This is a genomic window from Vibrio mediterranei (genome assembly GCF_900088415.1).
GTDB classification, from domain to species: Bacteria; Pseudomonadota; Gammaproteobacteria; order Enterobacterales; family Vibrionaceae; genus Vibrio; species Vibrio mediterranei.
On record NZ_FLLQ01000016.1, the window covers coordinates 14,038 to 37,851 of the forward strand.

The window sequence follows — 23,814 nt, forward strand, 5'->3', positions numbered from 1 at the left end:
AAGATATTCCCTCCTATTACGTATCATCTAATGTGGTATCAAGATAGATTTAGCATCAAAAACCAGAACCCTATATTTATGATACCAATGTGACAGAAAAAGAGCTGGTATCAAAATTTGAGTGTTTTTTGATACCAGCTGTAAATAGAACATCATCCAAATAAGTTATCGATCTACCCTTGTCGACAATAGGTCGTTTTACTGCATCTCATTATGAATCCCTCACTAATTCTTCAAAATAATGCACATGTCAATTTTGCCTCAACATGTTGATGACTCAAGTGAGGGGAAGACCATTTCAACAGTCTTTCTAGCATTCACTAGCTTCAACCTTGAATAAAGAGCCGATCCCACGGCCAAAGCTCTCGAAGGTGTTCTTCTTTCAGCACTAAACCTCTGTGACCATCAGAGTCTAGAGAATCTTCAACTTCATGCTCTTTTAGCATAATGGTTGTATGGAACACACTCAAAACCAAAGAAAAAAGAACTAGATCATTTAGAGCAAGTTTAGTTTCGCCGCACGCACTAAAAACGATCGCGTTGACGATTTCCTCAGCCTGTTCTGGCGTTAGTAGTCTTAAATCAAACTGAGCGCCATGAGCATCTTTTCCGATAACCCAGAACTTTGTCGCTATCCGCTCAATCGCTTCTCTGGCTCGGTAGTCTGCATCAAGACCATCAGTGACTACCCAATTGAAAAAGCCATATGCTTCTTCCATTTGCTCAATGATCAATGAGTAGCGGCTATTTTCTGAGCCTATACTTTCATACATAACTTTACCTCCACGTTTTAGTTATACATGTCGTATGGTCAACTATCGAATTGCGTCAGGGTGTTGAGTTTTTTTTCTGCTTAACTTACAAATCCAGCTTAGGAAATGGCACTCTACCCTTTAGGTGCGCTTGCTCAAAGAACAGCTTTAGAATTGCATATTTTTCTTTTCGGGTTTGGTTTGATTCATGTTTAGTCCTCTCCCAGTACCCAATTATTTGACGCCTCCCAACTTTGTGGAGTTGCTCGCCTAAGTACTTCTCGTGCTGAAAAATATCCTCCAGTATCGAAATTAATCGTCGGATTTGTTTCTGGCGGAAAGGAATGCCTTTTTTACGATACGGAGCCATGATCGTCATTACTTGTGAAAAAGTGTTTTTGTTCACGGCATTATCCTAGGTAGGCGTTTGTAATCTCAACGCGATGATGTCCAAGGAGTTCTGACAACTCTAACCGAACTATACGGTCTAAGCTCTGCGCATGCTCGATTGGAAGACCAAGTTCTTTGGCTATGAAGGCAAAGTGGTCTTTACCATGTGATATCCCTGATTGCACTGGACATCGAACACCGATTTTTCTTACGTAAAATTCAGTGGCGAAGAATTTTCTTTCCCCATGAGTAAGGTACAGAGCATCTATTGCTTTTGTTTCACGCCACGCATAACTTTGGAAGCTTTTAAAACTGCGGCCGTCAGGGATCAGAGTGTGTGTCTTATGCTCTTTTTGGTAAGCTGCCACTCGGACAAGCAGGTTGTATTGCTCAGTGTTTTCAACAGGCATCGACCTAGACTGACCTCCTTTCGTGCCCCTAGAAATAGTGGGTATTTCGTTCTTTGCTAACGCTCGTAACGATTGCTGGGCATCGTGCAGGCAAGCCTCTCGAAATCGCATGCCGAATTTTCGTTGCAACTGAATAATTAAACCTAATTCTTCACTAACACCATGGAGTACGCGCTGATGCACACGTTCAGCTATGGAGCCATCTGTTTGCGCAACCCCTGATTTGGGCACGAATCCTAAATCTGCAGTAGCTCTAACAACGCAAGTTTCATCACCTCTCGCCTGCGCTAGGGTTCTATTTATATGACTAAGATAGTCTCTTGCCGTCACAGGGCTAAGAGTACCAACTTCATAACGTTCCTGAAGCTGTTCTCCATATTGAAGCACGGTTGTTTTATCTATGTGATTCAACCTCTTAATTCTTGTATTAACCTTCAAAAAAACTGAAAAATCACGAATTGCCGCCAACCTGGACCTGTGGGTATTATTCTTAACTCCTCCTTGCTGTTCTAGTGAAGCATTGATCAGTGCTTTCTCCATGTCTCGAGATCCCAACGAAAAGTTGGGTTTTGTAAAATCTCGTACTCGGTTCAGAGTATGCCCTGAGTATTTCCTGTTCATTTGTATTTTTCTCCTGTATCCCGTTGATATTCTCCTGTGTATGACATAGCTGATTGCGCAGCCAGTCGGCTGTAGCGATAAATGATATACGTCGGTCAACCTTTGATGCTCCCTCATCGCGAGGTCGAGGGCTTATTGCATCCTCATCAAATGGTACAGTCTCTACTAGACTAATCCCGATGGCGCCGTCGACAGCGGCTTTAGGCGTTGCTTCCACCATCAGTTTGCTATGTTATGTATTGTGTTGTGCAAATTTACGTCATGCATCGAATTTGCGTGATTAGTGGTAGCGCCTAGCATCTGCTGCCTGCCACAGTTATCGATCACCTAATGACGCTCGAACTTCCTTTAACTTCTGTGTCGAATGTTCCGCACCTCCCGCCTCCCTAAACGAGCTAGATTTATTTTCTCTTCGTCTAATTTCTACAATGAAATTAGACGAAGAATGCTGGCACCAATATGTGCTGGATAGATTCCTCCATTAATGCCTTAGTAGGCAAAAAGCTCAGCCCTGAAGTGGGCTATCGTATGTGTGTATGGTAGAAGTTCAATAACATTGACTGTGTTGTGAATTATTTTTGACTCGCTTAATAGCTTTTGGGTATGTGAGGCCGGGCTAACATGGTCACATGTTGAGTCAGCACGTAAGAGGCGAGGATCTAGAGTGGGGATTTAGGTAGAAGGTCCAAACAAAGTCTTTTGGTAATTAAGGCCCGACAGAATCGCTTGGTGATCACACCGGTCTTGCGGACTCAATAGCTCATTTTTGTCGAGTAGACGACACTTGTTACCAAGTGCCGTCCCTCTAAGAACCGTACGTGCAACTTTCACTGCATACGGCTCAAGCCTCCACTAAGGCGTTATTGTTACCCAGCAACTCACAAAGCAGTGGCGACAGGATCAAACCATGAGTTGCGACCTGTGTTTTTCACCTTACGTTCATTGAGAAAACCTTCCCAAAAAGGATCGAACGGGTTCGCCTGACTCATGATTTTAACATGTCGCTTAATTGGCACTTGAGCGATTTGAAACAGTCGGATCACTCCATACAGTCCATCCTTTTTGAACCAGCCATGGAAAATCCATTGCCCTTGGTAGTTTAGAAAGTACTTGTGTGCGATCCATTTACGTCCCTTGTTTGGGTGACGCCTGACTGACCATCGCCATAACGCTAGAAACATCTGATGTCCAACATAGCCGAAGGTTTGTTTAGCAACACAATGGCGATAGTAATTCGCCCATCCTCGTAGTTTTGGATTCATCATCTTGATGAGATCGGCTACTGGGATTGTTGCGTGTTTTCTGATGAGGTCACGCATGTTTCGTAAGAATGATAATACGTTGGACTTACTCGGTTTAATGAGCAGTTTTCCTTTGTACTTTCTGGCGTTAAAGCCAAGAAAGTCGAAGCCATCATTAATATGAGTCACATGCGTTTTCTCTTCAGAAAGCGCTAAACCTCTTTCTTGTAAGAAAGCCATCAGTTGCGGCTTAATGTCATTCACTAGGACTTCCTTTGAAGACCCCGTGATAACAAAGTCGTCAGCATAACCTATAAAGTTTACTCTGCTGCCTGTCTTGCGAGCGATAGACTTAGTTAACTTTTCTAGTCCGACAAGAGTGAGCAACATCAGGGTGGGTGAAATTATCCCTCCTTGTGGTGTTCCCTCTGCCGTTTTGTAGAATAGCCCTTTGTCTATATAGCCACATTCCAGCCATTGCTTGAGCATCCTTTTGTCTGTCGGGACATTATCAAGTAGCCACTGGTGACCTATCTTGTCGAAACAAGCTTTGATATCCCCCTCAAGAACCCATTGTGCTGCTCCCTTTTTGCACAGGCATTTGAAGCACTGCTGTATTGCATCGGCTGCGCTTCGGTTAGGTCTAAAGCCATAGCTGTTAGGGTCGGCAATTGTTTCCGATATAGGTTCTAGTGCTAGAAGATGTAACGCTTGTTGCGCTCGGTCTATCATGCACGGGATACCTAATGGTCTAAGTTTGCCGTTTTTCTTCGGGATATAGATTCTTCTGAGCGGTTTGGCTCGATAGCCTTTTCTGCTCAGTAAGCTGACTGCCGCCATTCGACGTGCATCGGTGTTCCAGATGTCGCCGTCAATTCCTGGCGTTTTACTGCCTTTGTTTTGTGATACTCGACGAACAGCGAGAAGCTTTGCTGCTTTCGAGTGAGTCAGTATCCACTGTAGTGCTTTTGCCTTACCGTGTTTACCTTTTCGGATTGCTTTTGCAATGCGCATCTGGAGCCTTAACACATGGCGCTCAACCGCTTTCCAGTCGATGGATTGCCATTGGGCGCTGCCAGAAGGGGCACTCACTTCATGAGAAGAGATCATCTGCGTTCCTTCTTAAATAGAGTTTTCCAAATCATCTTGCAATGGGAGACCAGTTGGAAGTGGGCACACTTTCGTGTCAGACATCCGTCTGTATCTGCATCATTACAATGCAGCATTCGCTTTTTCCAACCTCCTTTACCAGCACCGCTATCGGCTCTCTTCACAGACAGCTTTCCCGAAGGAACGATACTGGCTTACCGTGTTCCGCATGTCGCGCAATATCAGGGTAGATGCCCACTATAGTGCGGGGAGCCTGTCGATCACGAAAGAGTATTGTCCAACCTCTTTCCTACTCCCTTCGCCGTTTGGCTACAGCGTATTAACCACTTCCGCTGCTTCAAACATAACGCACCTGACATGGATTCACTTTCGTTCATCATACTGATTCCCTAGCACTCACCCAATTCGTGGTTATCAGGAGGAACATCCCCTCACGGTTCTGCTCCCGTTTGGCATAGTGCCAAACTTCGTTACATTGTCAGGCTCGCTGCTTTATTCAGAGCCTTAGGGTCGTCTGGTGATACAAACGGTTCACTCTTATCGCGGTGAACAGCGCTTCATGCGACTTCACGTCGCACGGACAAAAGTGAGTCAGTGACTTTACTAAATTAGTCTTTGATGAATTACTTCAAGTATGGAAAAGTCGCTTAGCTCAGTATCCATTATTGATGGTGCAGATCATATTGGGTCACTGCCACAGTAGTCGAACTTCACTCGTAAAAGTGATGACAGTAAAACTGATGTAATGACAAGCTTCATGAATCGTTTAGCTCTTAACGGCTAATTTTTATTTATTAGCCACAAATGGCTAAATTTGCATTATTAGCCATAAGCGGCTAAATTGGTGTCTACATGAAAGAAGGAGTTTTAATGTGGAACCTATCTCTAAACCTATCGCAGTGATCAGCGGCGATATTGTCAACTCAACCAAGCTAACATCTGAACAGTTTGAACAACTTCTTAAACGAATCAAGGACATTCAGAGACAGGTCACCGAAGCAAATTCATCAAATGCGCACAGCATTGAGCGCGGTGATGAATTTCAGACAGTGGTACATGATATTGAAAACGCTCTGAGATATACCATCATTTATCGTATTGGCATTAAAGCGCTTGGCAAAGAGTTTGATAGTCGCATTAGCCTTGCTATTGCCTCTAATGCCGATTTGCGTGAGTTGGTCTCTGAATCGATGGGTGAAGCATTTGTTCTTTCTGGGCGTGGACTAAAAGCCTTAAAAAGCGACAGGTTGTTATTTAACTCTGACCGTTTCGAACTCACTGAGCACTTTGACTTACTCTTTAAGTACCTCGATAGACAACTAACGGAATTAACCTCGCGGCAATGTGAAGTTATGCTTCCGATGCTTCGAACCAATGAAGGCTTGTCTATTAGTGATTTAGCAGAAAAGCTTGATATTGCTACTGCCACTGCCAGTAAGTCTCTTAAAGCTTCAGGTTGGTCGCTAATCAGTGAGCTAAATTGGCGATTCATAAACCAAGTGGCGGGACTCAAGTATGTTTAATTTTTTTGATGTTCTAATACCGTTCTTGATGATTCACATCATCTGTGATTTTTACCTCCAGCCGAACCAATGGGTAGAAGCAAAGAAAAAATACACTTACCGTTCAACTGAACTGTACTTTCACTCACTATTACACGGCGTCACGTTGTTAGTTCCTGCTATAGCGTTAGGTATTGATTGGCGCTCAACAACTTGCTTGGTAGTTATCGTAGCGGTAAGTCATTTTATTATCGATTTGTGGAAAGTAAGAGCACGAAATGGTGGTAAGTTTTCCTATTTTATCATTGACCAGACTTTGCATGTATCGGTGCTAGTAGCCATTGCCTTTCACATGGCAGATGGTGTAACGATCGATGCCGTACTACAAGATGAGAAGTTCTCAGATGGTGTTGTGGTGGTCTTTGCTTACTTACTAATTCTCAAGCCGACTTCAATTGTTATTGGCAGCGTCTTAAGTAAGTTTCCAATATCAGATAAAGATACTATTAGTATTAGTGGTCTTATCGCAGGTGGTGAGTTAATCGGTTACTTAGAGCGAGTGTTAATACTGACCTTTACGCTTGTGGGGAGCTATGCAGCGGTGGGTTTTGTATTAGCGGCTAAGTCAATATTTAGGTTTGGTGAGTTGAATAAATCAGACGACCGAAGCATGACTGAGTATGTGCTGATTGGTTCATTGATATCGGTGGTGCTCACAACACTGGTAGGTACCTTAATATCACTTGGTTTGGATGTAGAAATTAAATGACCCAAAAGGTATTCGGCAGTTTGTGACTAAATAAGCTCGAATTTTACGGGCAAAGTACAAATTAGTAGAGGTATGGCAACCTCTATTGGTTAACACAAGTAATAGTTTTTAGCGACTTAGGATGATGATGCTCATATAATAACCTTGTTGCCTATGAGGAGTATACATGAGTTCACCTATTCTAGAATCATTACCTGCTATTCACGTAACAGTTGTGGGTATCTTTGCTGCTATAGTTTCAGCATTTGCTGTTTGGGCGTTTCAAAAACTATTTGAGGCAGAAGATAAGCTAAAGAAAGCTCTAACTGAAGCTAAGGAGCGAAGTACGCTGTCATCAACAGTAGTTATTGGAGGGAACAAAAATAACTTACTAACAGAAGATGGCTTACTGGACTGGGAAGGTGTCGGTAAACACTTATTGTGGCGAAATAAGTCTCTATTTTCTCATTTAGATAACAAAGCTAAATACGGCTTAAATGATCGACATAATCGTGAACCAACAGAGCAAGAAATACTTCAAGCAGGTGATGAGCTACTGAACTTATTTCATCACTTTTTCAATACCTACCCGTTCACAGGTAGATCAATGGTACACATTGAAGGAGTAACCAATAAGGTTGAGGAGCAAAAGAAACGTCCTTTTACCATAGAGCAACTACAGCAAATGAGTAGTAGAGTGTCTTTTGTTTGTTGGTGCTGGCAAACTAACCATCTATCTATACTTGAGTTATTCAAACGCTACACGGCTATTAAGCAAGCAAAAGAAATTGAGGAAAGAGATAAAAGCCTCAAAGAAATGCTTCGTACTATGCCTGATGACATGCCTGATGATGTAGTAGCTGAAATGACTCAACGTCACTATGACTTTCCACTTACACATACAAACTATGTGAATATAGCGACTCACTTCTTTGAGAGAGTTCACGAGTATCAAATGAGTGTAGTTCCAGTGCTAACGGAAGTACTTAATGAGTATAAAGTGCACAAAGAACGTTTCCGTATAGAGGAACGTGGTCTTGTGTTCATTAAGTTTACTACTTTCATTCTTTTATGTGGTGTTTGCTTGCCGTTGGTGTTGCTTGAGTGGTTGAACGGTGCAGAGTACTTCAACTGGCATAGCTTTGCTTGGGGGTGGGTCGAGCACTTTATTTTACTTAGTACTATGACACCTTATTTCTATGCAGCCTATAAAGTGCATGGATGGTTAAAGCGAGGCACGTCTGTCGAGTAGAGAGGATGAATACAGACTTGGACGGATATTAACAAAGAAATATGACTGCTCTTCCCTCGATTCAGTAGACGCGGTACAGATATGAGAAGTAAGCGCGTCATAAACCCCGCATTCTAATCGTCAAGCACGGATAATAAGATCAAATCTCCAACCAAGAGGAGATTTTAAAATGGCAAAACGACGTTCTAACCAGGAATGGCAAGCTCTCTTTGAGCAATATGAAAGTAGCAATATTACTCAACGCGTTTTTTGCGAACAGCACGGACTGAGTTTATCGACGTTCTTCGCAAAACGGCGTCAACTTCAAACTGCAGCTCTACCAACGCCAGTTGGATTTGTCAGAGCTGAAGTCGTCGAAAAGACAACGAAGTATCAGGCTCAAATCGCAACGGCCAACATGACACTTCTCGTCAATGATGTTGAGCTGAGTATTCCTCAAGGCACGCCTGCGTCCTATCTGGCAGAGCTTATCGGTGCGCTATCATGAAACGTATGTTGAGTGCTCCTGAGATTTACCTTTATCGTGAAAGCGTCGATTTTAGAAAATCCATCAACGGTCTCGCTGCGATTATTGAAAGTGACACCGATTTGCCTTTGGGAAGTGGCGCACTGTTCTTGTTTACCAACAAACAGCGCGACAAAATGAAAGTACTGTATTGGGATAAAACCGGCTTCGCCCTTTGGTATAAGCGACTCGAAAAAGCCAAGTACAAGTGGCCTACAAAAGAGAAAAATGAAGTGTTTACCCTGACTCAATTCGAGCTTGATAGACTGCTTTCTGGCTTCACAATTATCGGCCATAAACCCGTTCGAATAAACGATTTTACAATGACTTAAGCGATAAGAAAGCTTTATCCACCAAGCAGTGATGGCATGGTTTTAGTATAATAAATGTCATGAAAAAGACACCAGATATTAACCCAGAAAGTCAAAGTGTTGCCGAGCTACAAGCGATGGTGAAAGCACTGATGTCGGAGAAAAGCGAGTGGAAACAAGAGCGCCAGTCGCTACTTGAGCAGCTCAAACTTGCCTTCGACCGCCAGTTCGCGAAACGTTCAGAGGCGTTAAAGCCTTACGATGAATCTCAAGGTGACCTCTTCAACGAAGTGGAATGTGAAGCTGTTAAGGAAGAAGAGGTTGAGGTAACGACCGCCACAACAAAGAAACGCGGTAAACGCAAGCCACTTCCAAAGACCTTACCTCGTGAGATTATCGAACTTGATTTAGACGACCATGAAAAGCAATGCGCTTGCTGCAAGCAGAACTTGCACAAAATCGGTGAAGACCGCAGTGAAAAGCTGGAGTTCTCACCAGCGGTACTCAAAGTGCTGGAATATGTTCGTCCTAAGTATGCTTGCCGCCAGTGCGAGCAAACAGAGGACAATAACCGCATAGTTCAAAAGCCAGCGCCGCAAAGTATTATTCCTAAGAGCTTCGCGACAGAAAGCTTGCTGGCCAATATCATCCTTGGCAAATACCAATACGCAATGCCGCTGTATCGGCAAGAGTCGCTGTTTACCCAATCGGGTATCGAACTATCACGAACCACCATGGCAAGGTGGATTATCCAAGTCAGTGAGAAGTTCGTACCGCTGTATGCGGCCTTGAAAAGGCACCTACTAGAACAAGTGGTGGTTCAGGCGGATGAAACGCCGCTCAATGTACTTAAGGAAGATAAACAGTGTTACATGTGGCTCTACTGCTCGGGCGCAGACTCGCCAGACGCCGCACTCCCCAATGTGAAAAACATCGCCTTGTACGACTATCAAAACAGTCGCGCGAGGGCATGCCCTGTTGCCTTCTTGGGGGATTACAGTGGTTATCTGCAAACCGATGGCTATGGTGCCTATGACGGTCTTCACCACGTGACCAATGTTGGCTGCTTGGCGCATGCACGGCGTAAGTTCATGGATGCTAAGAAGCTTCAAGGAAAAGGCAAGTCAGGCAAAGCGGATAAAGCACTGGCTAAAATCCAAAAGCTCTATGGAATAGAATCACGCTTGAAAGGCATCTCTGCCGAAAAACGAAAAGCAGAGCGGCAGATACACGCCAAACCAATACTGGATGAGTTTTACGAATGGATGACAACTCAGAAAGTGATAGGCTCTAGCGTACTGGGTAAAGCGATAAAGTACACGCTTGGGCAATGGCCGAAGCTCATTCGCTATATCGACGATGGCCACTTATCTATCGACAATAATTGCGCTGAACGTGCAATTAAGCCACTGGTCATTGGCAGGAAAAATTGGTTATTCTCGGCTACTCAAAATGGTGCTGACGCGAGCGCGATGCTTTACAGCATCGTCGAGACAGCGAAAGCCAACAGTCTTATCCTCTACGACTACATGGTCAAGTGCATGAAAGAGCTAGCGAAAGCTGAGCCTGATATCGATGCGCTCCTACCTTGGAACTTCAAACATTAACAACATCGCCCCGTGGGTTCATGGGGCGTTTACGATAGACTGGATGATTTACTTGAAAGCAATAAGACACTTTGTACTATTTATATGCTCAAAGAGCAGCTGCAAGCCTTATGGGGTGAACGTGATTTTGACTTGATGATCGCAGCGCTTGATGCCAGCTTGCTAAAAAGACAAGCATCTTATCTCTCATCAACTTTGCAGATGCTCTTCTCTCCCAAAGAGCATCTGCAATTATGCAAAATATAGGCTGACGAATGCCCGAGTTGAAGCTGGGAATGTATCGATAGGCCTTCTTAGGCGGAGAGCTCGAGGAGTAAGGGATACTGATTACTTTAAATTGAAGATTAGACAAACCTCAATCCTAGAAGCTCACTCTACCTTTTATCCAGAAATCAAGCTCATCTAAACGGAGAAGAGCCGCTTAAGTATTCCAAAGTCAGCGCTTAAATATTCGTACGTGTATCAGACACAACTCATCTCTGGGCAGAAATTTACCCCGCTTTCGCAACTTGTTGTGTGAATTAACGACCAAGAATCCATTCCTTTGCGGCCTCAATACCATCGAATGGAAAACTTTTTACTTCAGCACTTACAAAGTGATTGGTCACATGATCAGCTATAACAGCCATTGATGAGTCGGTTGATAAAGCGAGCTTGGATATATGCTTATGGTGTTCTTTGACAAATTTAATATGCCCTAACAAAGAGCTGAATGAGTCCCAACCCGGAAATATTTTGACATGAATGATGAGGCCTTTAAGCTCTCCGTTATTTTCAATATACGGGTCAATTATCTGAGCAACTGAAGAGAAATCCTTTTCTGATAGCTCTCCATCAGGCTGAAGAATAGCAATACCTTCTGACTCATCAAGTTTTACATTTAACATTGATTCTCTCCTTACAATTTAATATTCACACAACATTTTAATATCGTGGCAGCACTATTTCATACATTCAGCATATCTTAATCATTCTAGCTAACCAACTGAAAAACAAGTGTATGGATCTAATTTTCTAGTTGAAAACCGTGCAAACACACATTACGGTTCTGTCGCAAACTTTGAAGCTTTAGGTTAAGATTCGCTCAATGTCCATTCAACACTCTGAATTGTAATGTTTAAAGGCTGCCACTTTCCATCCGAAGTCATTCTCGAAACCGTACGTTATTATCTCGCCTATAAACTCAGTTATCGTGAAATTGAAGAGATACAACTGGAGCGCGGAGTCGTTGTGGATCATGCCACTATTAATCGTTGGGTTATCAAATTTACGCCGATATTAGAGCACAGAGCGAGGCATAAAAAGAAGCCCGTATCTGACTCGTGGCGAATGGATGAAACCTATATCAAAGTAAAAGGTAAGTGGGTCTACTACTATCGAGCGGTCGATAAGTTTGGAAAGGTAATCGATTATTATCTTAGCCCGAACCGTGATGAGGCAGCGGCTAAAGCCTTTCTGAATAAGGCTGTCGCACAAAATGGTTTACCAAGAAAAGTCGTCATAGATGGGGCAGTGACCGGGTAGCTGTGATAACCGCCAACTTTTCACAGAGATAAATAGCTCTAGTCTACGGCTTTAAGTCAAGACCGTATGCAACTTCGAAGACCAGATTGAAAAGATACAGAAGGTTTGGAGGTGCTCAGATGTTTGAACCAACAGCATTTGTCGAAGTAAGCATTCTGAGCATATTTCTTAAATATTATGATGTGCACTGTCACTCATTTAAATATCTTCAGTTATTCCAAAGTTGAACTAAGCAGCAATGTTAGGAAGTTGCCCATCAAAACAACCATTCAGTATGTCGTTAACCTTATTTTCTATTTCATTGTCCAAAATCCATACATGTACGTTACCATTCTGATACGCGACGAATTTAACATTTCCGTCAAACGCTATTAATGGCTCGTGTGCTTCAGATAATATGCTGACAATTTCAGGGGAACTGCAACCAGTCAGTACAGCAAAGATTTTGCAAGCATCCTCTAGCAAATCTGACTGATACCTCCAGCCATATTTACAAAACACATTATGGAACACTAATCGTTTGTTGAGTTTATGGCCGCGATTGGACTTGAATTCACTATTACGATTTTTAAACACTGACTCGGTAAGGTCTTGAAGCATATTCACGCGATTGTTGAGTAGGTCATTGAATGTCGCTGTCAGAGTCGCGTATGTGAGCGATGGTGGATTCTCCATATCTTTATCAATCTCGGCTCTCTTATCTGCGCTCATCAAGTCTCGAAACTGCCCTAGTTCTATTATGTGTTGCCAAAGTTTTTGATCTACTTGTTTGGTGAGACTCGACAAGCTGCGGTGACGCTGGTTAGCCTCACTAGGGCTATAGAAAGTGTTACGGTCAAAGCTTAGGCCATTGTTGGATATCGTTTTCATCAAACTATCCGCTTCACCGAGCAAGGAAATTGCCTGAGTAAGAAGTGCCTCTATCTGGTTACGTCTTTCACAAATCTGCTTCGCATTTAGTTTCTCTTTCAGTTGGTAGTTCATTATGGTCACTCTTAACAAGAAATATAATAGAATATTAAACTATTATATTTGGTTCCAAAATTTGACAATTGTTACCTCAAGATTTAACGTGTTGGTATCGGGTTGCGCCGAGAGCCTTACCATGCTCAATAGCTGTCCAAACATCCACGATTCTTTCATCATTTACTTTTATGGTGTTTTTTGAGGTAAGCAGATAACACCGGTAACAAGGTGAATGTATGTCCAAAAAAATCCCCGTTTACCCATCACAGCTTGAAAACTTCAAGCGCGAAGCAAAACACATTGCTTCACGTATCGTCTATGTTCATCGAGAACAACCCTTACTTTCTACATTTAAACGAAATGACGCTTTAGCTAAAGCCTTTGGTTACAAGGGACATTCGGATCTCACTGTTTGCAGTCATTCATTCACAGAACCTGAAGATATGGACAAGTACCCGATACTTGTTTGGCGCAAGCAATGGAATGAGCAAACTATTGCCGAACGGTTCGCTGAACACTTGACGTTATCTGCTGCTCAAGTTTTCGACGCGATAAACAAACCGGTGCCGAAGCAAACCGAATTTGAAGTAATTAACGGTACACCAGTTGTTCAATTTTCGCCTTTAGATAACGATATATCAAATGAACTAAGATCAGACGAAGAACTCGAAAAATGGTGGAATGTACCCTTCGTCCTAGAGGACTATGACGGCGTTAGAAGTAACTGGACGGTTTATTGCTTGGATGGCGCTTGGGACCGCGCTACAGGAAAGGTATATAATAGCAAGTCTCGTGAAGAAGCTATAATCAATGCTCGCAACCTAAAGAACAGAAACCATCATTATCGAGATTATGGAGTGAAAGATGATGGCATCACGTATATCAAAGTGGACGCTGTTCAGTCTGAACTCGATGCCTTCAATGCAATTATACGTGAAAGCTCAAAGAGACAGTCTTATGCCGGTGAAGTAAAAAACGTACTTGAGAACGTAATAGTAAGTGTCGGTGAACATTAAGATTGAAACTTTTCTGTTACGCGGGGCTGATTGCTACGTGACACTATAGCAAAGAATTGACAATAAAGATCAAAACTCAATTTCACTCAATAGGCCATCTCAAAGCAAAAAGTAACAATAAAGTTCGAAACTTTTCGATGCTTTTTGTCTAGTCTGTCTTTTGTTGTAGCAAGCTTTTGCCCCATTCTTTGTTTAGACAGATTAACATCTCACTTCACCAATCTAGAATTTGACCAAGTTTTTCTCATAGTAAACGCCCCATGAACCCACGGGGCGATGTTGTTAATGTTTGAAGTTCCAAGGTAGGAGCGCATCGATATCAGGCTCAGCTTTCGCTAGCTCTTTCATGCACTTGACCATGTAGTCGTAGAGGATAAGACTGTTGGCTTTCGCTGTCTCGACGATGCTGTAAAGCATCGCGCTCGCGTCAGCACCATTTTGAGTAGCCGAGAATAACCAATTTTTCCTGCCAATGACCAGTGGCTTAATTGCACGTTCAGCGCAATTATTGTCGATAGATAAGTGGCCATCGTCGATATAGCGAATGAGCTTCGGCCATTGCCCAAGCGTGTACTTTATCGCTTTACCCAGTACGCTAGAGCCTATCACTTTCTGAGTTGTCATCCATTCGTAAAACTCATCCAGTATTGGTTTGGCGTGTATCTGCCGCTCTGCTTTTCGTTTTTCGGCAGAGATGCCTTTCAAGCGTGATTCTATTCCATAGAGCTTTTGGATTTTAGCCAGTGCTTTATCCGCTTTGCCTGACTTGCCTTTTCCTTGAAGCTTCTTAGCATCCATGAACTTACGCCGTGCATGCGCCAAGCAGCCAACATTGGTCACGTGGTGAAGACCGTCATAGGCACCATAGCCATCGGTTTGCAGATAACCACTGTAATCCCCCAAGAAGGCAACAGGGCATGCCCTCGCGCGACTGTTTTGATAATCGTACAAGGCGATATTTTTCACATTGGGGAGTGCGGCGCCTGGCGAGTCTGCGCCTGAGCAGTAAAGCCACATATAGCATTGCTTATCTTCCTTGAGGACATTGAGCGGCGTTTCATCCGCCTGAACCACCACTTGCTCTAGCAGATGCGCTTTCAAGGCCGCGTAAAGTGGAGCGAACTTCTCACTAACTTGGATAACCCATCTTGCCATGGTGGTTCGCGACAGCTCGATACCTGACTGGGTAAACAACGACTCTTGTCGATACAGTGGCATTGCGTATTGGTATTTGCCAAGGATGATATTGGCCAGCAAGCTTTCTGTCGCGAAGCTCTTAGGGATAATGCTTTGTGGTGCTGGCTTTTGAACGATGCGATTGTTGTTTTCAGTTTGCTCGCACTGACGACAAGCATATTTAGGACGAACATATTCCAGCACTTTGAGCACGGCTGGTGAGAACTCAAGTTTCTCACTGCGGTCTTCACCGATTTTATGAAGTTCATGATTACAGCATGAACACTGCTTTTCATGGTCGTCTAAATCAAGTTCGATAATCTCACGAGGTAAGGTCTTTGGAAGTGGCTTGCGTTTACTGCGTTTCTTCGTTGTGGTCGTCGTCGTGACCTCAACCTCTTCTTCCTTAGTGGCTTCACATTCCACTTCGTTAAAGAGGTCACCTTGAGACTCATCGTAAGGTTTTAACGCCTCCGAGCGTTTAGCGAACTGGCGGTCGAAGGCAAGCTTGAGTTGTTCAAGTAGCGATTGGCGCTCTTGTTGCCATTGAGATTCCTTCTGCTCTTGCGAGAGCATCAGCGCTTTCACCATCGCTTGTAGCTCGGCAATATCTTGGCTTTCTGGGTTGATATTTGGCGTCTTTTTCATGGCATTTATTATACTAAAATCATGCCATCACTGCTTGGTGAATAAGGCTTTATTGTCGTTTAAGTCATTGTAAAATTGTTTATTTTAATGGGTTTATGGCCGATAATCGTGAAGCCAGAAAGCAGTCTATCAAGCTCGAATTGAGTCAGGGTAAACACCTCATTTTTCTCTTTTGCAGGCCACTTGTACTTGGCTTTTTCGAGGCGTTTATACCAAAGAGCAAAGCCTGTTTTATCCCAGTACAACACCTTGATTTTGTCGCGCTGTTTGTTAGTGAAAAGGAACAGTGCGCCACTTCCTAAAGGTAAGTCGGTGTCATTTTCGATAATCGCAGCAAGACCGTTGATGGACTTTCTAAAATCGACGCTTTCACGATACAAGTAAATCTCTGGTGCGCTGAGCATGCGTTTCATGATAGCGCCCCGATAAGTTCTGCCAGGTAGGCTGCGGACGTGCCTTGCGGAATGCTCAACTCAACATCGTTAACGAGCAGAGTCATGTTAGCTGTTGCACTCTGGGCTTGATACTTTGTTGTCTTTTCGACGACTTCCGCTCTGACAAATCCAACTGGCGTTGGTTGTACTGCGGTTTGGAGTTGGCGCCGTTTGGCGAAGAATGTCGATAAACTCAGTCCGTGCTGTTCGCAAAAAACGCGTTGAGTAATATTGCTGCTTTCATATTGTTCAAAGAGAGCTTGCCATTCTTGGTTAGAACGTCGTTTTGCCATTATAAAATCTCCTTTTGGTTGGAGACTTGATCTTATTATTCGTGCTTGGCGATTAGAATACGGGGTTTATGGCGCGCTTACTTTTTTTCTCGTCATACGTTCCTTTCCTAAACGCTTGTTACGCTCTTTCCTTATCAGAAGAGAGTAGTTCTGCATAATGTGAAACCGGTCAAAAACGATGTCTGCATTCGGAAGAACCTTTCTCACTGCTGATTGATAAGATTGGCCCATATCCATTGATACCACTTGGATGCCGTCTCTTGTTTGTGGTGATAATTGTTCAAAAAAGTTGATGAGTACGTTTGAAGTCCGTCCATGATCAACCCAGAGTCCACTAATAAAGTGACAGAATCTCTTGGTATAACGACCACCTTTATCAACAAAATCTGTGGCTTCAATCAACCTACGGCCAAGATTATCTCTCGTCTGAGCCAGTTCAATTTCTATTACGCAAGGGCGACCACTTACGGGTAAATCTGAAAGGCGACGTTGAACATAGTGATCGACGGTACGCGGTTTTCCGGTCTCAGGGTCAACGACTTTACAGCGTCTGTCTCGCTTACATTTGACGAGTACTGAATGAGAGCTCGCTTCGAGCGTTACAGACTGTACAGATTGACCTTTAAAGTTAAATAGAGCGGAAGATAATAACGACAAACTACAACATTAAGACATAAGACGGGAAGTGATTATAAATCAATGCATTACTGATCATACTGTTAATTTATAGACTCATCTAAGCGGAGAAGAGCCCGTACCTTTATGCAGACGAACCCTACGAGGATATTGAATAGAGCTCACTTTGTCGGTAGGCAGCTGTCTCCGGATGTGCGGAGTGTAGTTCTACTTCTACAGAACTTTGCGACAGAGCCCAAAACCATCGTTTGCCTTCCTCGTTCGTTTAAACGGAGTGATGAGGAAGTTCGGATTGCTCTTTATTGCTATGATCATCGGCAAGAAATGTATAGACCGTTGGTACAACAAATAAAGTAAATAGTGTACCGACAGACATTCCTACAGTGATTACTAGGCCTATTGAGAAACGACTTTCGGCACCAGCACCGGCAGCAGTTAAAAGTGGGACGACACCAATGACCATAGCTGCAGTCGTCATCAAAACAGGTCGTAGACGTTCTGCTGCTGCTTTCTTCACCGCTGCAATCTTGTCTCCACCAAATTCGGCTTGTGTTTGGTTAGCAAATTCTACAATTAAAATGCCGTGCTTACTGATAAGGCCAATCAAAGTCACTAGTCCTACTTCAGTATAAATATTTAATGTATCAAGACCAAGGTAGAGTGGGATCATCGCGCCAAAAATGGACAAAGGAACACTAGTCAAAACAACTAAAGGATCTTTAAAACTCTCAAACTGAGCAGCTAATACCAAATAAATGATAATTAATGCCAAAGCAAATGTTGAAACAAGAGATGACCCTTCTTGTACATATTGACGTAGCTGGCCTGATGCGTCTGTTGCATATGAACGTGGAAGGATTTGTGTTGCTCCTTTTTGCATCACTTCATATGCTTCGCCGATACTCACTCCTGGCATCATCTTGGCTTCAATGGTTGCACTGTTGAGCTGTTGGAACTGGTCGACAGCAGAAGGTTGGATACTCTGCTCGATATTAACAAGTGAAGACAACGGAACCATGGTGCCATTATTTGAGCGAACATAATATTGCTCTATATCGTTCCAAGAACTTCGATCTGAGCGCTCTACCTGAGTAATAACTTGATAGCTACGCTCATCTAGTGCGAAGTAGTTAATAAACCCCTCACTCACGTATCGAGTTAATATGTTTCCAATCTCTTGAGAATTAACGTTCATCAGAGCAGCTTTGTCATGATCAATTGTTATTTCAAGTTGTGGCTTATTAAACTCTAAATCATTTTGTACATATATAAATTTACCACTGTTTATCGCATATTCTTTCATTTTCTCTGCGTAGCGATATAGCTCTTCGTAGCTACCTGTTGGTGTTTTTAGTACCATTTGAAATGGTAGACCTTGAGATGTACCGGGTAAATCTGGTGGTGAAATCGTAAAGATCTGTAGTCCCGGAAAGCCAATCGTATCTTTTTGGAAACGGGTCATGATGTCCTTTGCTGATGCTTCACGTAAATCCCAATCTTTAAGGACACCTAGACCAAAGAATTTATTATCTTTTTGGTAACCATTTACCATCATCGACATTTCAGTTTCTGGGTAGCTACTCACTGTCGTGTCTAATGCTTTCGTAAAGTTACCTATATAATCAGTATTTGCTTGCGATGGTCCTTGTCCCATCATAATCATTACACCTTGGTCTTCCTGAGGAGCCAGCTCACTTGCCGTATGAGTAAACATAAATACAAGTGATACCAAAAACGTTGCCACTAAGGGCCAAACCAATACACGATTCTTGAGTACGACCGACAAAACGTTTTCATAGCGCTGTGTTAGCGCTTCGATAGCTTTGTTGATTTTCTTAACCATGTCACCTTCTAAGGTTTGCTTGTTCAGCATTTTAGAGGTCATCATTGGTGTTAAAGTCAGGGCGATAAATCCGGAGATTAGAACCGCACCAGCAAGTGTAAATGCAAATTCTGTAAATAGTTTACCTGTCAGCCCACCCATAAATCCAATTGGTGCGTACACAGCTGCGAGGGTAATTGTCATAGCGATAATTGAGCTTGTAATCTCTCGTGCACTCTTAATCGCGGCTTCTACAGGGGATGCTCCTTCCTCTAAATGCCGGAATGTATTTTCAACAACAACAATGGCGTCATCGACAACTAGGGAGATAGCCAACACCATCGCTAATAGAGTTAAGAGGTTGATACTAAATCCCAATGTCATCATTAAAAACATCGTACCAATAAGTGATAGTGGGATTGTAACGAGTGGTATGATCATTGCGCGCATCGAACCTAAGAATGCCAAGATAACGATGATGACGATGATTGCTGCTTCAACTAATGTTTTCGTTACTTCTTCAATAGAGCTTTCAATAAATTTGGTTGAATCGTAAACCACTTCGGCTTTCATGCCTAACGGCAAGCTATCAATGATTGCAGGGAGAACGTTGTAAAGCCCTTTTACTACGGTTAATGGATTTGAGGTTGATGTATTGCTAATCGCTGCTGTTATTGATGTCGTACCGTTTAGCATTACGTGTGAATCATATGTATTTGCACCAAGTTCTACTCTTGCCACGTTTTTGAGATGAATTAGTTGCCCATTGGCGGCCTTAAGCACCATATTTTTGAATTCATCGACAGATGAAGCATCCGTATGCGCATTAATGTCGATTTCAATGTAGTCAGCTTTTAGTTTACCAGCAGCACTGACTGAGTTGCTGCTCTTAATCGCATTTTGAACGTCTGCTGCAGTAAGACCAAACGCTGCCATTTTAGTAGGATTGAGCCAAATACGCATCGCAAAATCACTTTGACCAAGCAAGTCAATTTTAGATACACCATTTACGGTTGAAAACGTTGGTTTAACCACTCGGCTCGCATAATCAGATATCTGCTGCGTGCTCAATCTCTCACTAGAAAATGAAACATAAAGAATGGGTGATTGTGAGGTAGACTTTAGGATGCTTGGGTCTTGCGTACCCGGAGGTAGGCGATACTTAACTTGCTGAACTAGTGATAAAATCTCGGTTAACGCTTTATCAGTTGGATAATCGAGCTTCAAATTTACGGTGATTAACGATTGACCTAATTTACTCTCCGATGTCATATAGTCAATACCTTCCGCTTGAGCCATTTGAGCTTGAAGCGGCTGGGTGACATAACCTTGAACACTCGTCGAACTTGCACCTGGGTAATTTGTTGTTACCGTGATAACGCCTGTTTCTATTTCTGGGTACTGGCGAACCTGAAGTGATGTAAATGCCTTAATGCCTAACACTAACAACATCAAACTCAATACAGTTGCAAGAACAGGTCTTTTTATAAAGATGTCAGTAAAATGCATAGTCCTGCCTATTGATTAGTCTGTTGTTTTAGGGAAAGGCGTTGAGTTGTTAATTTTTATAACTGTTCCTTTCTTCAACTGCTGCTGGTTTGATGTCACCACAATGTCACCTTGTGATAGACCTGAAACAATGCCAACCAAATTATCTTTACGTGGACCGACCTTGATCAATTTTTGCTCTACCACTTGTCGGTCATTTTCGGTTTTTACAATAAATACACTGTCACCGTAAAGCGAATATGAGATCGCTACTTTTGGTAAAGGAATAATCGATACTTTACCAGTCAGCATGATTTGAGCGTTGATATACATACCACTCACCAGTTGGTTACCTTCACCCTCGACTTTTGCACGTACACTAATATTATGAGATTGTTCATCTGATGAAGGTTGAATGGCAGAAACAGTCGCTGAGAAAGTTTTGCCATCGTAAGCATCATTGGTAAATGTTACTGTTTGCCCAAGCTCTAGGGATGGCTGAAAGTCTTCAGATACTGAGATATCGATAAAGTTATCATTAACACTTTCCAATTCAACAATTAGCATACCGGGCGTTATATAATCGCCTAGGTCAATAGTCCGGAGCCCTAGCTGTCCTGAAAATGGTGCTTTAATACTCATAAAATTGATTTGAGATTGGATATACGCAAGCTGGGCGGACTCTGCGTCAAATTGAGCTTGCGCTTTATCAACAGAATTTTTAGCTGTACTGCTTGTCTTATAGAGTTTTATTTGGCGCTTTAATTCTATTTGTGCCAAGTTTTTCTTGGCAATTTGTTTGCGAAGTGTTGCTTGTAACAATGAATCATCGAGTTGAACAATTACGTCACCCTTATTTATTTTTTGTCCCGATTTAAAGCTAATTTCTTTAACTTGCCCGGAAATTTGACTTGTTACTTCAGTTGAATGTTTTGCTCTAACATGACCAACGGCTTCTATTATAGTTGTCCATTCGTCAGTGTTAGCAATAATCGTAGTGATAGACACTGGTGGATTTTTATGTCCACTGATTTTTTGTTCAATCATTTTTGTTTTAAAGCTATTGAAACCAAAAACAAATAACAATATCAACACCACCATTGACAAAACAATCAATATTGCTTTCTTTGACATAATTTTTGCTCTTCAACCGATACTAATTTTAATAATTAGTATCGGTTGATTTAGTCATAATTACAAGGAGGTTACTAGAAATGATAATTGTTGATTAATTAGAGGTATTCAATGAACCACCGATAAATGGTCGAACGATTAACCGAAATCCCTCGTTCCTGCAGCGTGTCGATGAGATTGGCGTAGCTCATTGGGGTTGAACCATACCAACGCAAGCACCAAAGAATGATTTCAGGGGCAAAGTGTTTCCACTTGAATTCATTCGTCATTGAGTTTACTGCTTTCGATTATCAGATGATGATAGTTTCACCTTCGACCCTATTTTTTGCAACAAGCCCGTATAATCGTACCTGTAGGGTTGGTCTGTCACACCTCTAACTAGAATTGCGACAGAGCCGAGACACATATCTTAGGCAAAAAGCAAGCTTTACCAATTTAAATCACTAACTGTCGAAAAATTAGTAACGACCACAAAAACAGGTAACCTTAGAGAGCTGACCTCGTTATCTTCTGAGGTCAAATGCTTCGGCTAACCTGTCCTATCTTTGCAATAGTTCAATATGAACCAGCGTTATTCGACTTTTTAACTATGAGCAGCTTGATACATTGCATAATACTCTTTGATCTGTCGGTCAATACCTATACGTATATCATGGTATTCCGGCACATTGAGGTTAGCTAGCGATAATCTAAGTGTCCACTCAGGTGCATCAAAACCAGTACCATCCATAGAGACAATGCCATAATTCTCAGCAAGACGGACTAAGAAATCTAAAGGTTCAAAACCTTGTTCCAACCAAGCAAAAAACTCATTTCCGTAGTCTTGAATAACATCTTTTTTAATATCAATTTCTACATAATAAAAGGCATTATTATGATTATCGGGACTGATAATTGGCTTATGTTTAGTATTTTCAAATACTGCATCATAACGTTCTTTAATTATAGACTTTGCTGTATTTTTATAATTATCTTCTGTATCTAACAGACAAAACAATGAGAATAACACCATTTGGATCTGCTGTGGCGTCGAGAGGCCAGCAGTATGATTAAGTGCCACCGCACGTGAATCTGCAACCAATCGGTCTATAAATTTCAAATTAGGGACATCCAAAGTAATACCATGATAACGTTCCTGAAGACGTAGTTTTTCACTTTCACTAGTATTACGCAATGCTAGGTCGAAGTTATTATCTTTACCTAACACAATAACACCTAACCTCCACCCCGTAGCCCCAAAATACTTGGAGAATGAATAGACTAATATAGTGCTTTTTGGTGCCAACATGCTCAGCGAGACAAATTCATCTGTAAATGTGCCATAGACATCATCAGTCAATAAAATAAGATCAGGGCGTTGCTTACTAATTTCTGCGATTTTTTCTAGACTTTCTTGGCTTAACTTAACACTGGGTGGGTTGCTAGGGTTTACTAAGAAGAATGCTTTTATTTCTGGATCATAAAGCTTATCAAGCTCAGTTTGCGGTATCTGCCAGTTTTCATCTTCACTCGCCATTATTTCGACAATCTCAAGCTGATAGTCTTCGAGTTCTGGCATTTCTAAATATGGTGTAAAAATAGGTGAACCTATCGCAATTTTGTCACCAGCCTTTAAAAACCCATTACTTTTCAAGCTATTAAAAATGTACACCATTGCTGCGGTGCCGCCTTCAACAGCAAAAATATCGAACTCTTCTGTACAACTAGGTAATCCAGCCGCCATTTCTTGAAGTATATATTTATGAACAATAGCTTCACTATGCTTAAGCATACGATCCGGAACAGGATAGTTGTCGGCCAACATTCCATCAACCCATTCCTGTAAGAAGGCGGTCTTATTCATATTGAGACTATGAGTGGCATACTCTACTGATTGGCGAAGGAGTTCAGCACCACGAGTCGATTGGTTTTTCTGGCACCAAGCGTCAAAACGCTCGGATAAACCATCGGTTAAACAGATCCCACCAAACTGATCGTAATCACTAAAGCTCCGTTCTGATTCTTCAAGGGCAAACAAACCGAGCTGAAAAAAAGCATGTCGAGGTGTCGTTGCTACCCAGTTAGGGTTACCACGCCCAGCGTTAATCATAGCGTGATCATGATTACGTTCTGCAAGCGCCATTAATGTATTTTTCACTTCAAACGGACTTAAAGTTTCTAGTGCTTTTTCTTGTTCTCTTTTCATCATTTAATCCTTTATGTTTACGATTGGAGGCTGGTAACTTAGA

Annotated in this window: 20 protein-coding genes and 4 pseudogenes; 9 read left to right on the plus strand and 15 right to left on the minus strand. The window is 42.3% G+C overall.

Annotated features, from left to right (window positions below):
• Positions 1–326 precede the first annotated feature (326 nt).
• The 5 genes from VME0621_RS25020 to ltrA all read right to left on the minus strand — a co-directional run bounded on the left by VME0621_RS25020 (position 327) and on the right by ltrA (position 4,524).
• A complete protein-coding gene (locus VME0621_RS25020; protein ID WP_062463719.1) occupies positions 327–773 on the minus strand; it encodes a hypothetical protein in 447 nt (148 codons plus the stop codon).
• Between the two features lie 85 nt (positions 774–858).
• Positions 859–1,158 carry a hypothetical protein gene (locus VME0621_RS25025; RefSeq protein WP_062463717.1) on the minus strand — a complete coding sequence of 100 codons (300 nt, stop codon included), beginning with the start codon at positions 1,156–1,158 and terminating at the stop codon, positions 859–861.
• A 4-nt stretch (positions 1,159–1,162) separates the two neighbouring features.
• Positions 1,163–2,092 (minus strand): integrase domain-containing protein, encoded by a 930-nt coding sequence (locus VME0621_RS25030; protein ID WP_231893006.1) that lies wholly within the window; start codon positions 2,090–2,092, stop codon positions 1,163–1,165.
• A gap of 753 nt (positions 2,093–2,845) precedes the next feature.
• Complete coding sequence (locus tag VME0621_RS26865; RefSeq protein ID WP_157769589.1) at positions 2,846–3,004, minus strand: hypothetical protein; 159 nt, start codon at positions 3,002–3,004, stop codon at positions 2,846–2,848.
• Between the two features lie 47 nt (positions 3,005–3,051).
• Positions 3,052–4,524 carry a group II intron reverse transcriptase/maturase gene (gene ltrA / locus VME0621_RS25035; protein WP_062463712.1) on the minus strand — a complete coding sequence of 491 codons (1,473 nt, stop codon included), beginning with the start codon at positions 4,522–4,524 and terminating at the stop codon, positions 3,052–3,054.
• Positions 4,525–5,396: 872 nt separating this feature from the next.
• On the opposite strand from ltrA, the gene VME0621_RS25040 reads away from it, so the two are divergent.
• The 7 genes and pseudogenes from VME0621_RS25040 to VME0621_RS25070 all read left to right on the plus strand — a co-directional run.
• Positions 5,397–6,047: a hypothetical protein gene (locus tag VME0621_RS25040; RefSeq protein WP_062463710.1), complete on the plus strand. Its 651-nt coding sequence runs from the start codon at positions 5,397–5,399 to the stop codon at positions 6,045–6,047.
• The gene (locus VME0621_RS25045; protein WP_062463708.1) at positions 6,040–6,795 is read left to right on the plus strand and encodes a DUF3307 domain-containing protein; all 756 of its coding nucleotides are present in this window, start codon (positions 6,040–6,042) and stop codon (positions 6,793–6,795) included. Before VME0621_RS25040 ends, VME0621_RS25045 begins: the two co-directional genes overlap by 8 nt.
• Positions 6,796–6,961: 166 nt before the next feature.
• On the plus strand, positions 6,962–8,026 hold the full coding sequence (locus VME0621_RS25050) for a hypothetical protein (RefSeq protein ID WP_062463706.1): 1,065 nt from the start codon (positions 6,962–6,964) through the stop codon (positions 8,024–8,026).
• Between the two features lie 169 nt (positions 8,027–8,195).
• The gene (tnpA, locus tag VME0621_RS25055; RefSeq protein WP_062463704.1) at positions 8,196–8,513 is read left to right on the plus strand and encodes an IS66 family insertion sequence element accessory protein TnpA; all 318 of its coding nucleotides are present in this window, start codon (positions 8,196–8,198) and stop codon (positions 8,511–8,513) included.
• Positions 8,510–8,863, plus strand: a complete 354-nt coding sequence (tnpB, locus tag VME0621_RS25060; protein ID WP_062463703.1) for an IS66 family insertion sequence element accessory protein TnpB — start codon at positions 8,510–8,512, stop codon at positions 8,861–8,863. The genes tnpA (VME0621_RS25055) and tnpB (VME0621_RS25060) overlap by 4 nt, the downstream gene beginning before the upstream one ends.
• A gap of 59 nt (positions 8,864–8,922) precedes the next feature.
• Positions 8,923–10,449, plus strand: coding sequence for an IS66 family transposase (gene tnpC, locus VME0621_RS25065; protein ID WP_065311750.1), 1,527 nt, complete (start codon positions 8,923–8,925; stop codon positions 10,447–10,449).
• A 33-nt stretch (positions 10,450–10,482) separates the two neighbouring features.
• A pseudogene (locus VME0621_RS25070) lies at positions 10,483–10,855 on the plus strand (transposase); the annotation flags it as partial.
• A 115-nt stretch (positions 10,856–10,970) separates the two neighbouring features.
• On the opposite strand, the gene VME0621_RS25075 reads toward VME0621_RS25070, so the two are convergent.
• Positions 10,971–11,336: a SpoIIAA family protein gene (locus VME0621_RS25075; protein WP_062463916.1), complete on the minus strand. Its 366-nt coding sequence runs from the start codon at positions 11,334–11,336 to the stop codon at positions 10,971–10,973.
• 226 nt (positions 11,337–11,562) lie between these two features.
• On the opposite strand from VME0621_RS25075, the pseudogene VME0621_RS25080 reads away from it, so the two are divergent.
• A pseudogene (locus VME0621_RS25080) lies at positions 11,563–11,955 on the plus strand (IS6 family transposase); the annotation flags it as partial.
• A gap of 246 nt (positions 11,956–12,201) precedes the next feature.
• On the opposite strand, the gene VME0621_RS25085 reads toward VME0621_RS25080, so the two are convergent.
• On the minus strand, positions 12,202–12,957 hold the full coding sequence (locus VME0621_RS25085) for a DUF4942 domain-containing protein (protein ID WP_062463918.1): 756 nt from the start codon (positions 12,955–12,957) through the stop codon (positions 12,202–12,204).
• A 218-nt stretch (positions 12,958–13,175) separates the two neighbouring features.
• Between VME0621_RS25085 and VME0621_RS25090 the strand changes: the two genes are divergently transcribed.
• Entirely contained in the window at positions 13,176–13,955 is a 780-nt protein-coding gene (locus VME0621_RS25090; protein WP_062463920.1) for a hypothetical protein, read from the plus strand.
• A gap of 282 nt (positions 13,956–14,237) precedes the next feature.
• Here VME0621_RS25090 and tnpC (VME0621_RS25095) read toward each other — a convergent pair whose 3' ends face one another.
• The 8 genes and pseudogenes from tnpC (VME0621_RS25095) to VME0621_RS25125 form a co-directional block, all read right to left on the minus strand.
• Positions 14,238–15,779 (minus strand): IS66 family transposase, encoded by a 1,542-nt coding sequence (tnpC, locus tag VME0621_RS25095; RefSeq protein WP_065311751.1) that lies wholly within the window; start codon positions 15,777–15,779, stop codon positions 14,238–14,240.
• A 59-nt stretch (positions 15,780–15,838) separates the two neighbouring features.
• The gene (tnpB, locus tag VME0621_RS25100) at positions 15,839–16,192 is read right to left on the minus strand and encodes an IS66 family insertion sequence element accessory protein TnpB (protein ID WP_062463748.1); all 354 of its coding nucleotides are present in this window, start codon (positions 16,190–16,192) and stop codon (positions 15,839–15,841) included.
• Positions 16,189–16,506 (minus strand): IS66 family insertion sequence element accessory protein TnpA, encoded by a 318-nt coding sequence (tnpA, locus tag VME0621_RS25105; RefSeq protein WP_062463750.1) that lies wholly within the window; start codon positions 16,504–16,506, stop codon positions 16,189–16,191. The genes tnpB (VME0621_RS25100) and tnpA (VME0621_RS25105) overlap by 4 nt, the downstream gene beginning before the upstream one ends.
• A gap of 82 nt (positions 16,507–16,588) precedes the next feature.
• A pseudogene (locus VME0621_RS26470) lies at positions 16,589–17,163 on the minus strand (transposase); the annotation flags it as partial.
• A 244-nt stretch (positions 17,164–17,407) separates the two neighbouring features.
• A complete protein-coding gene (locus tag VME0621_RS25115) occupies positions 17,408–20,473 on the minus strand; it encodes an efflux RND transporter permease subunit (protein ID WP_062463752.1) in 3,066 nt (1,021 codons plus the stop codon).
• A gap of 15 nt (positions 20,474–20,488) precedes the next feature.
• Complete coding sequence (locus tag VME0621_RS25120; RefSeq protein ID WP_062463753.1) at positions 20,489–21,586, minus strand: efflux RND transporter periplasmic adaptor subunit; 1,098 nt, start codon at positions 21,584–21,586, stop codon at positions 20,489–20,491.
• Between the two features lie 104 nt (positions 21,587–21,690).
• Positions 21,691–21,855 (minus strand): annotated as a pseudogene (locus VME0621_RS26475) (IS6 family transposase); the annotation flags it as partial.
• 314 nt (positions 21,856–22,169) lie between these two features.
• A complete protein-coding gene (locus VME0621_RS25125) occupies positions 22,170–23,771 on the minus strand; it encodes a bifunctional aspartate transaminase/aspartate 4-decarboxylase (protein ID WP_062463755.1) in 1,602 nt (533 codons plus the stop codon).
• Positions 23,772–23,814: the final 43 nt, after the last annotated feature.

Coding starts and splice junctions, on each gene's coding strand:
- VME0621_RS25020 (WP_062463719.1), bottom strand. CDS start 773: ATGTATGAAAGTATAGGCTCAGAAAATAGCCGCTACTCATTGATCATT.
- VME0621_RS25030 (WP_231893006.1), bottom strand. CDS start 2,092: ATGGAGAAAGCACTGATCAATGCTTCACTAGAACAGCAAGGAGGAGTT.
- ltrA (WP_062463712.1), bottom strand. CDS start 4,524: ATGATCTCTTCTCATGAAGTGAGTGCCCCTTCTGGCAGCGCCCAATGG.
- VME0621_RS25045 (WP_062463708.1), top strand. CDS start 6,040: ATGTTTAATTTTTTTGATGTTCTAATACCGTTCTTGATGATTCACATC.
- VME0621_RS25050 (WP_062463706.1), top strand. CDS start 6,962: ATGAGTTCACCTATTCTAGAATCATTACCTGCTATTCACGTAACAGTT.
- tnpA (WP_062463704.1), top strand. CDS start 8,196: ATGGCAAAACGACGTTCTAACCAGGAATGGCAAGCTCTCTTTGAGCAA.
- tnpB (WP_062463703.1), top strand. CDS start 8,510: ATGAAACGTATGTTGAGTGCTCCTGAGATTTACCTTTATCGTGAAAGC.
- tnpC (WP_065311750.1), top strand. CDS start 8,923: ATGAAAAAGACACCAGATATTAACCCAGAAAGTCAAAGTGTTGCCGAG.
- VME0621_RS25075 (WP_062463916.1), bottom strand. CDS start 11,336: ATGTTAAATGTAAAACTTGATGAGTCAGAAGGTATTGCTATTCTTCAG.
- VME0621_RS25085 (WP_062463918.1), bottom strand. CDS start 12,957: ATGAACTACCAACTGAAAGAGAAACTAAATGCGAAGCAGATTTGTGAA.
- VME0621_RS25090 (WP_062463920.1), top strand. CDS start 13,176: ATGTCCAAAAAAATCCCCGTTTACCCATCACAGCTTGAAAACTTCAAG.
- tnpC (WP_065311751.1), bottom strand. CDS start 15,779: ATGAAAAAGACGCCAAATATCAACCCAGAAAGCCAAGATATTGCCGAG.
- tnpB (WP_062463748.1), bottom strand. CDS start 16,192: ATGAAACGCATGCTCAGCGCACCAGAGATTTACTTGTATCGTGAAAGC.
- tnpA (WP_062463750.1), bottom strand. CDS start 16,506: ATGGCAAAACGACGTTCTAACCAAGAATGGCAAGCTCTCTTTGAACAA.
- VME0621_RS25115 (WP_062463752.1), bottom strand. CDS start 20,473: ATGCATTTTACTGACATCTTTATAAAAAGACCTGTTCTTGCAACTGTA.
- VME0621_RS25120 (WP_062463753.1), bottom strand. CDS start 21,586: ATGTCAAAGAAAGCAATATTGATTGTTTTGTCAATGGTGGTGTTGATA.
- VME0621_RS25125 (WP_062463755.1), bottom strand. CDS start 23,771: ATGAAAAGAGAACAAGAAAAAGCACTAGAAACTTTAAGTCCGTTTGAA.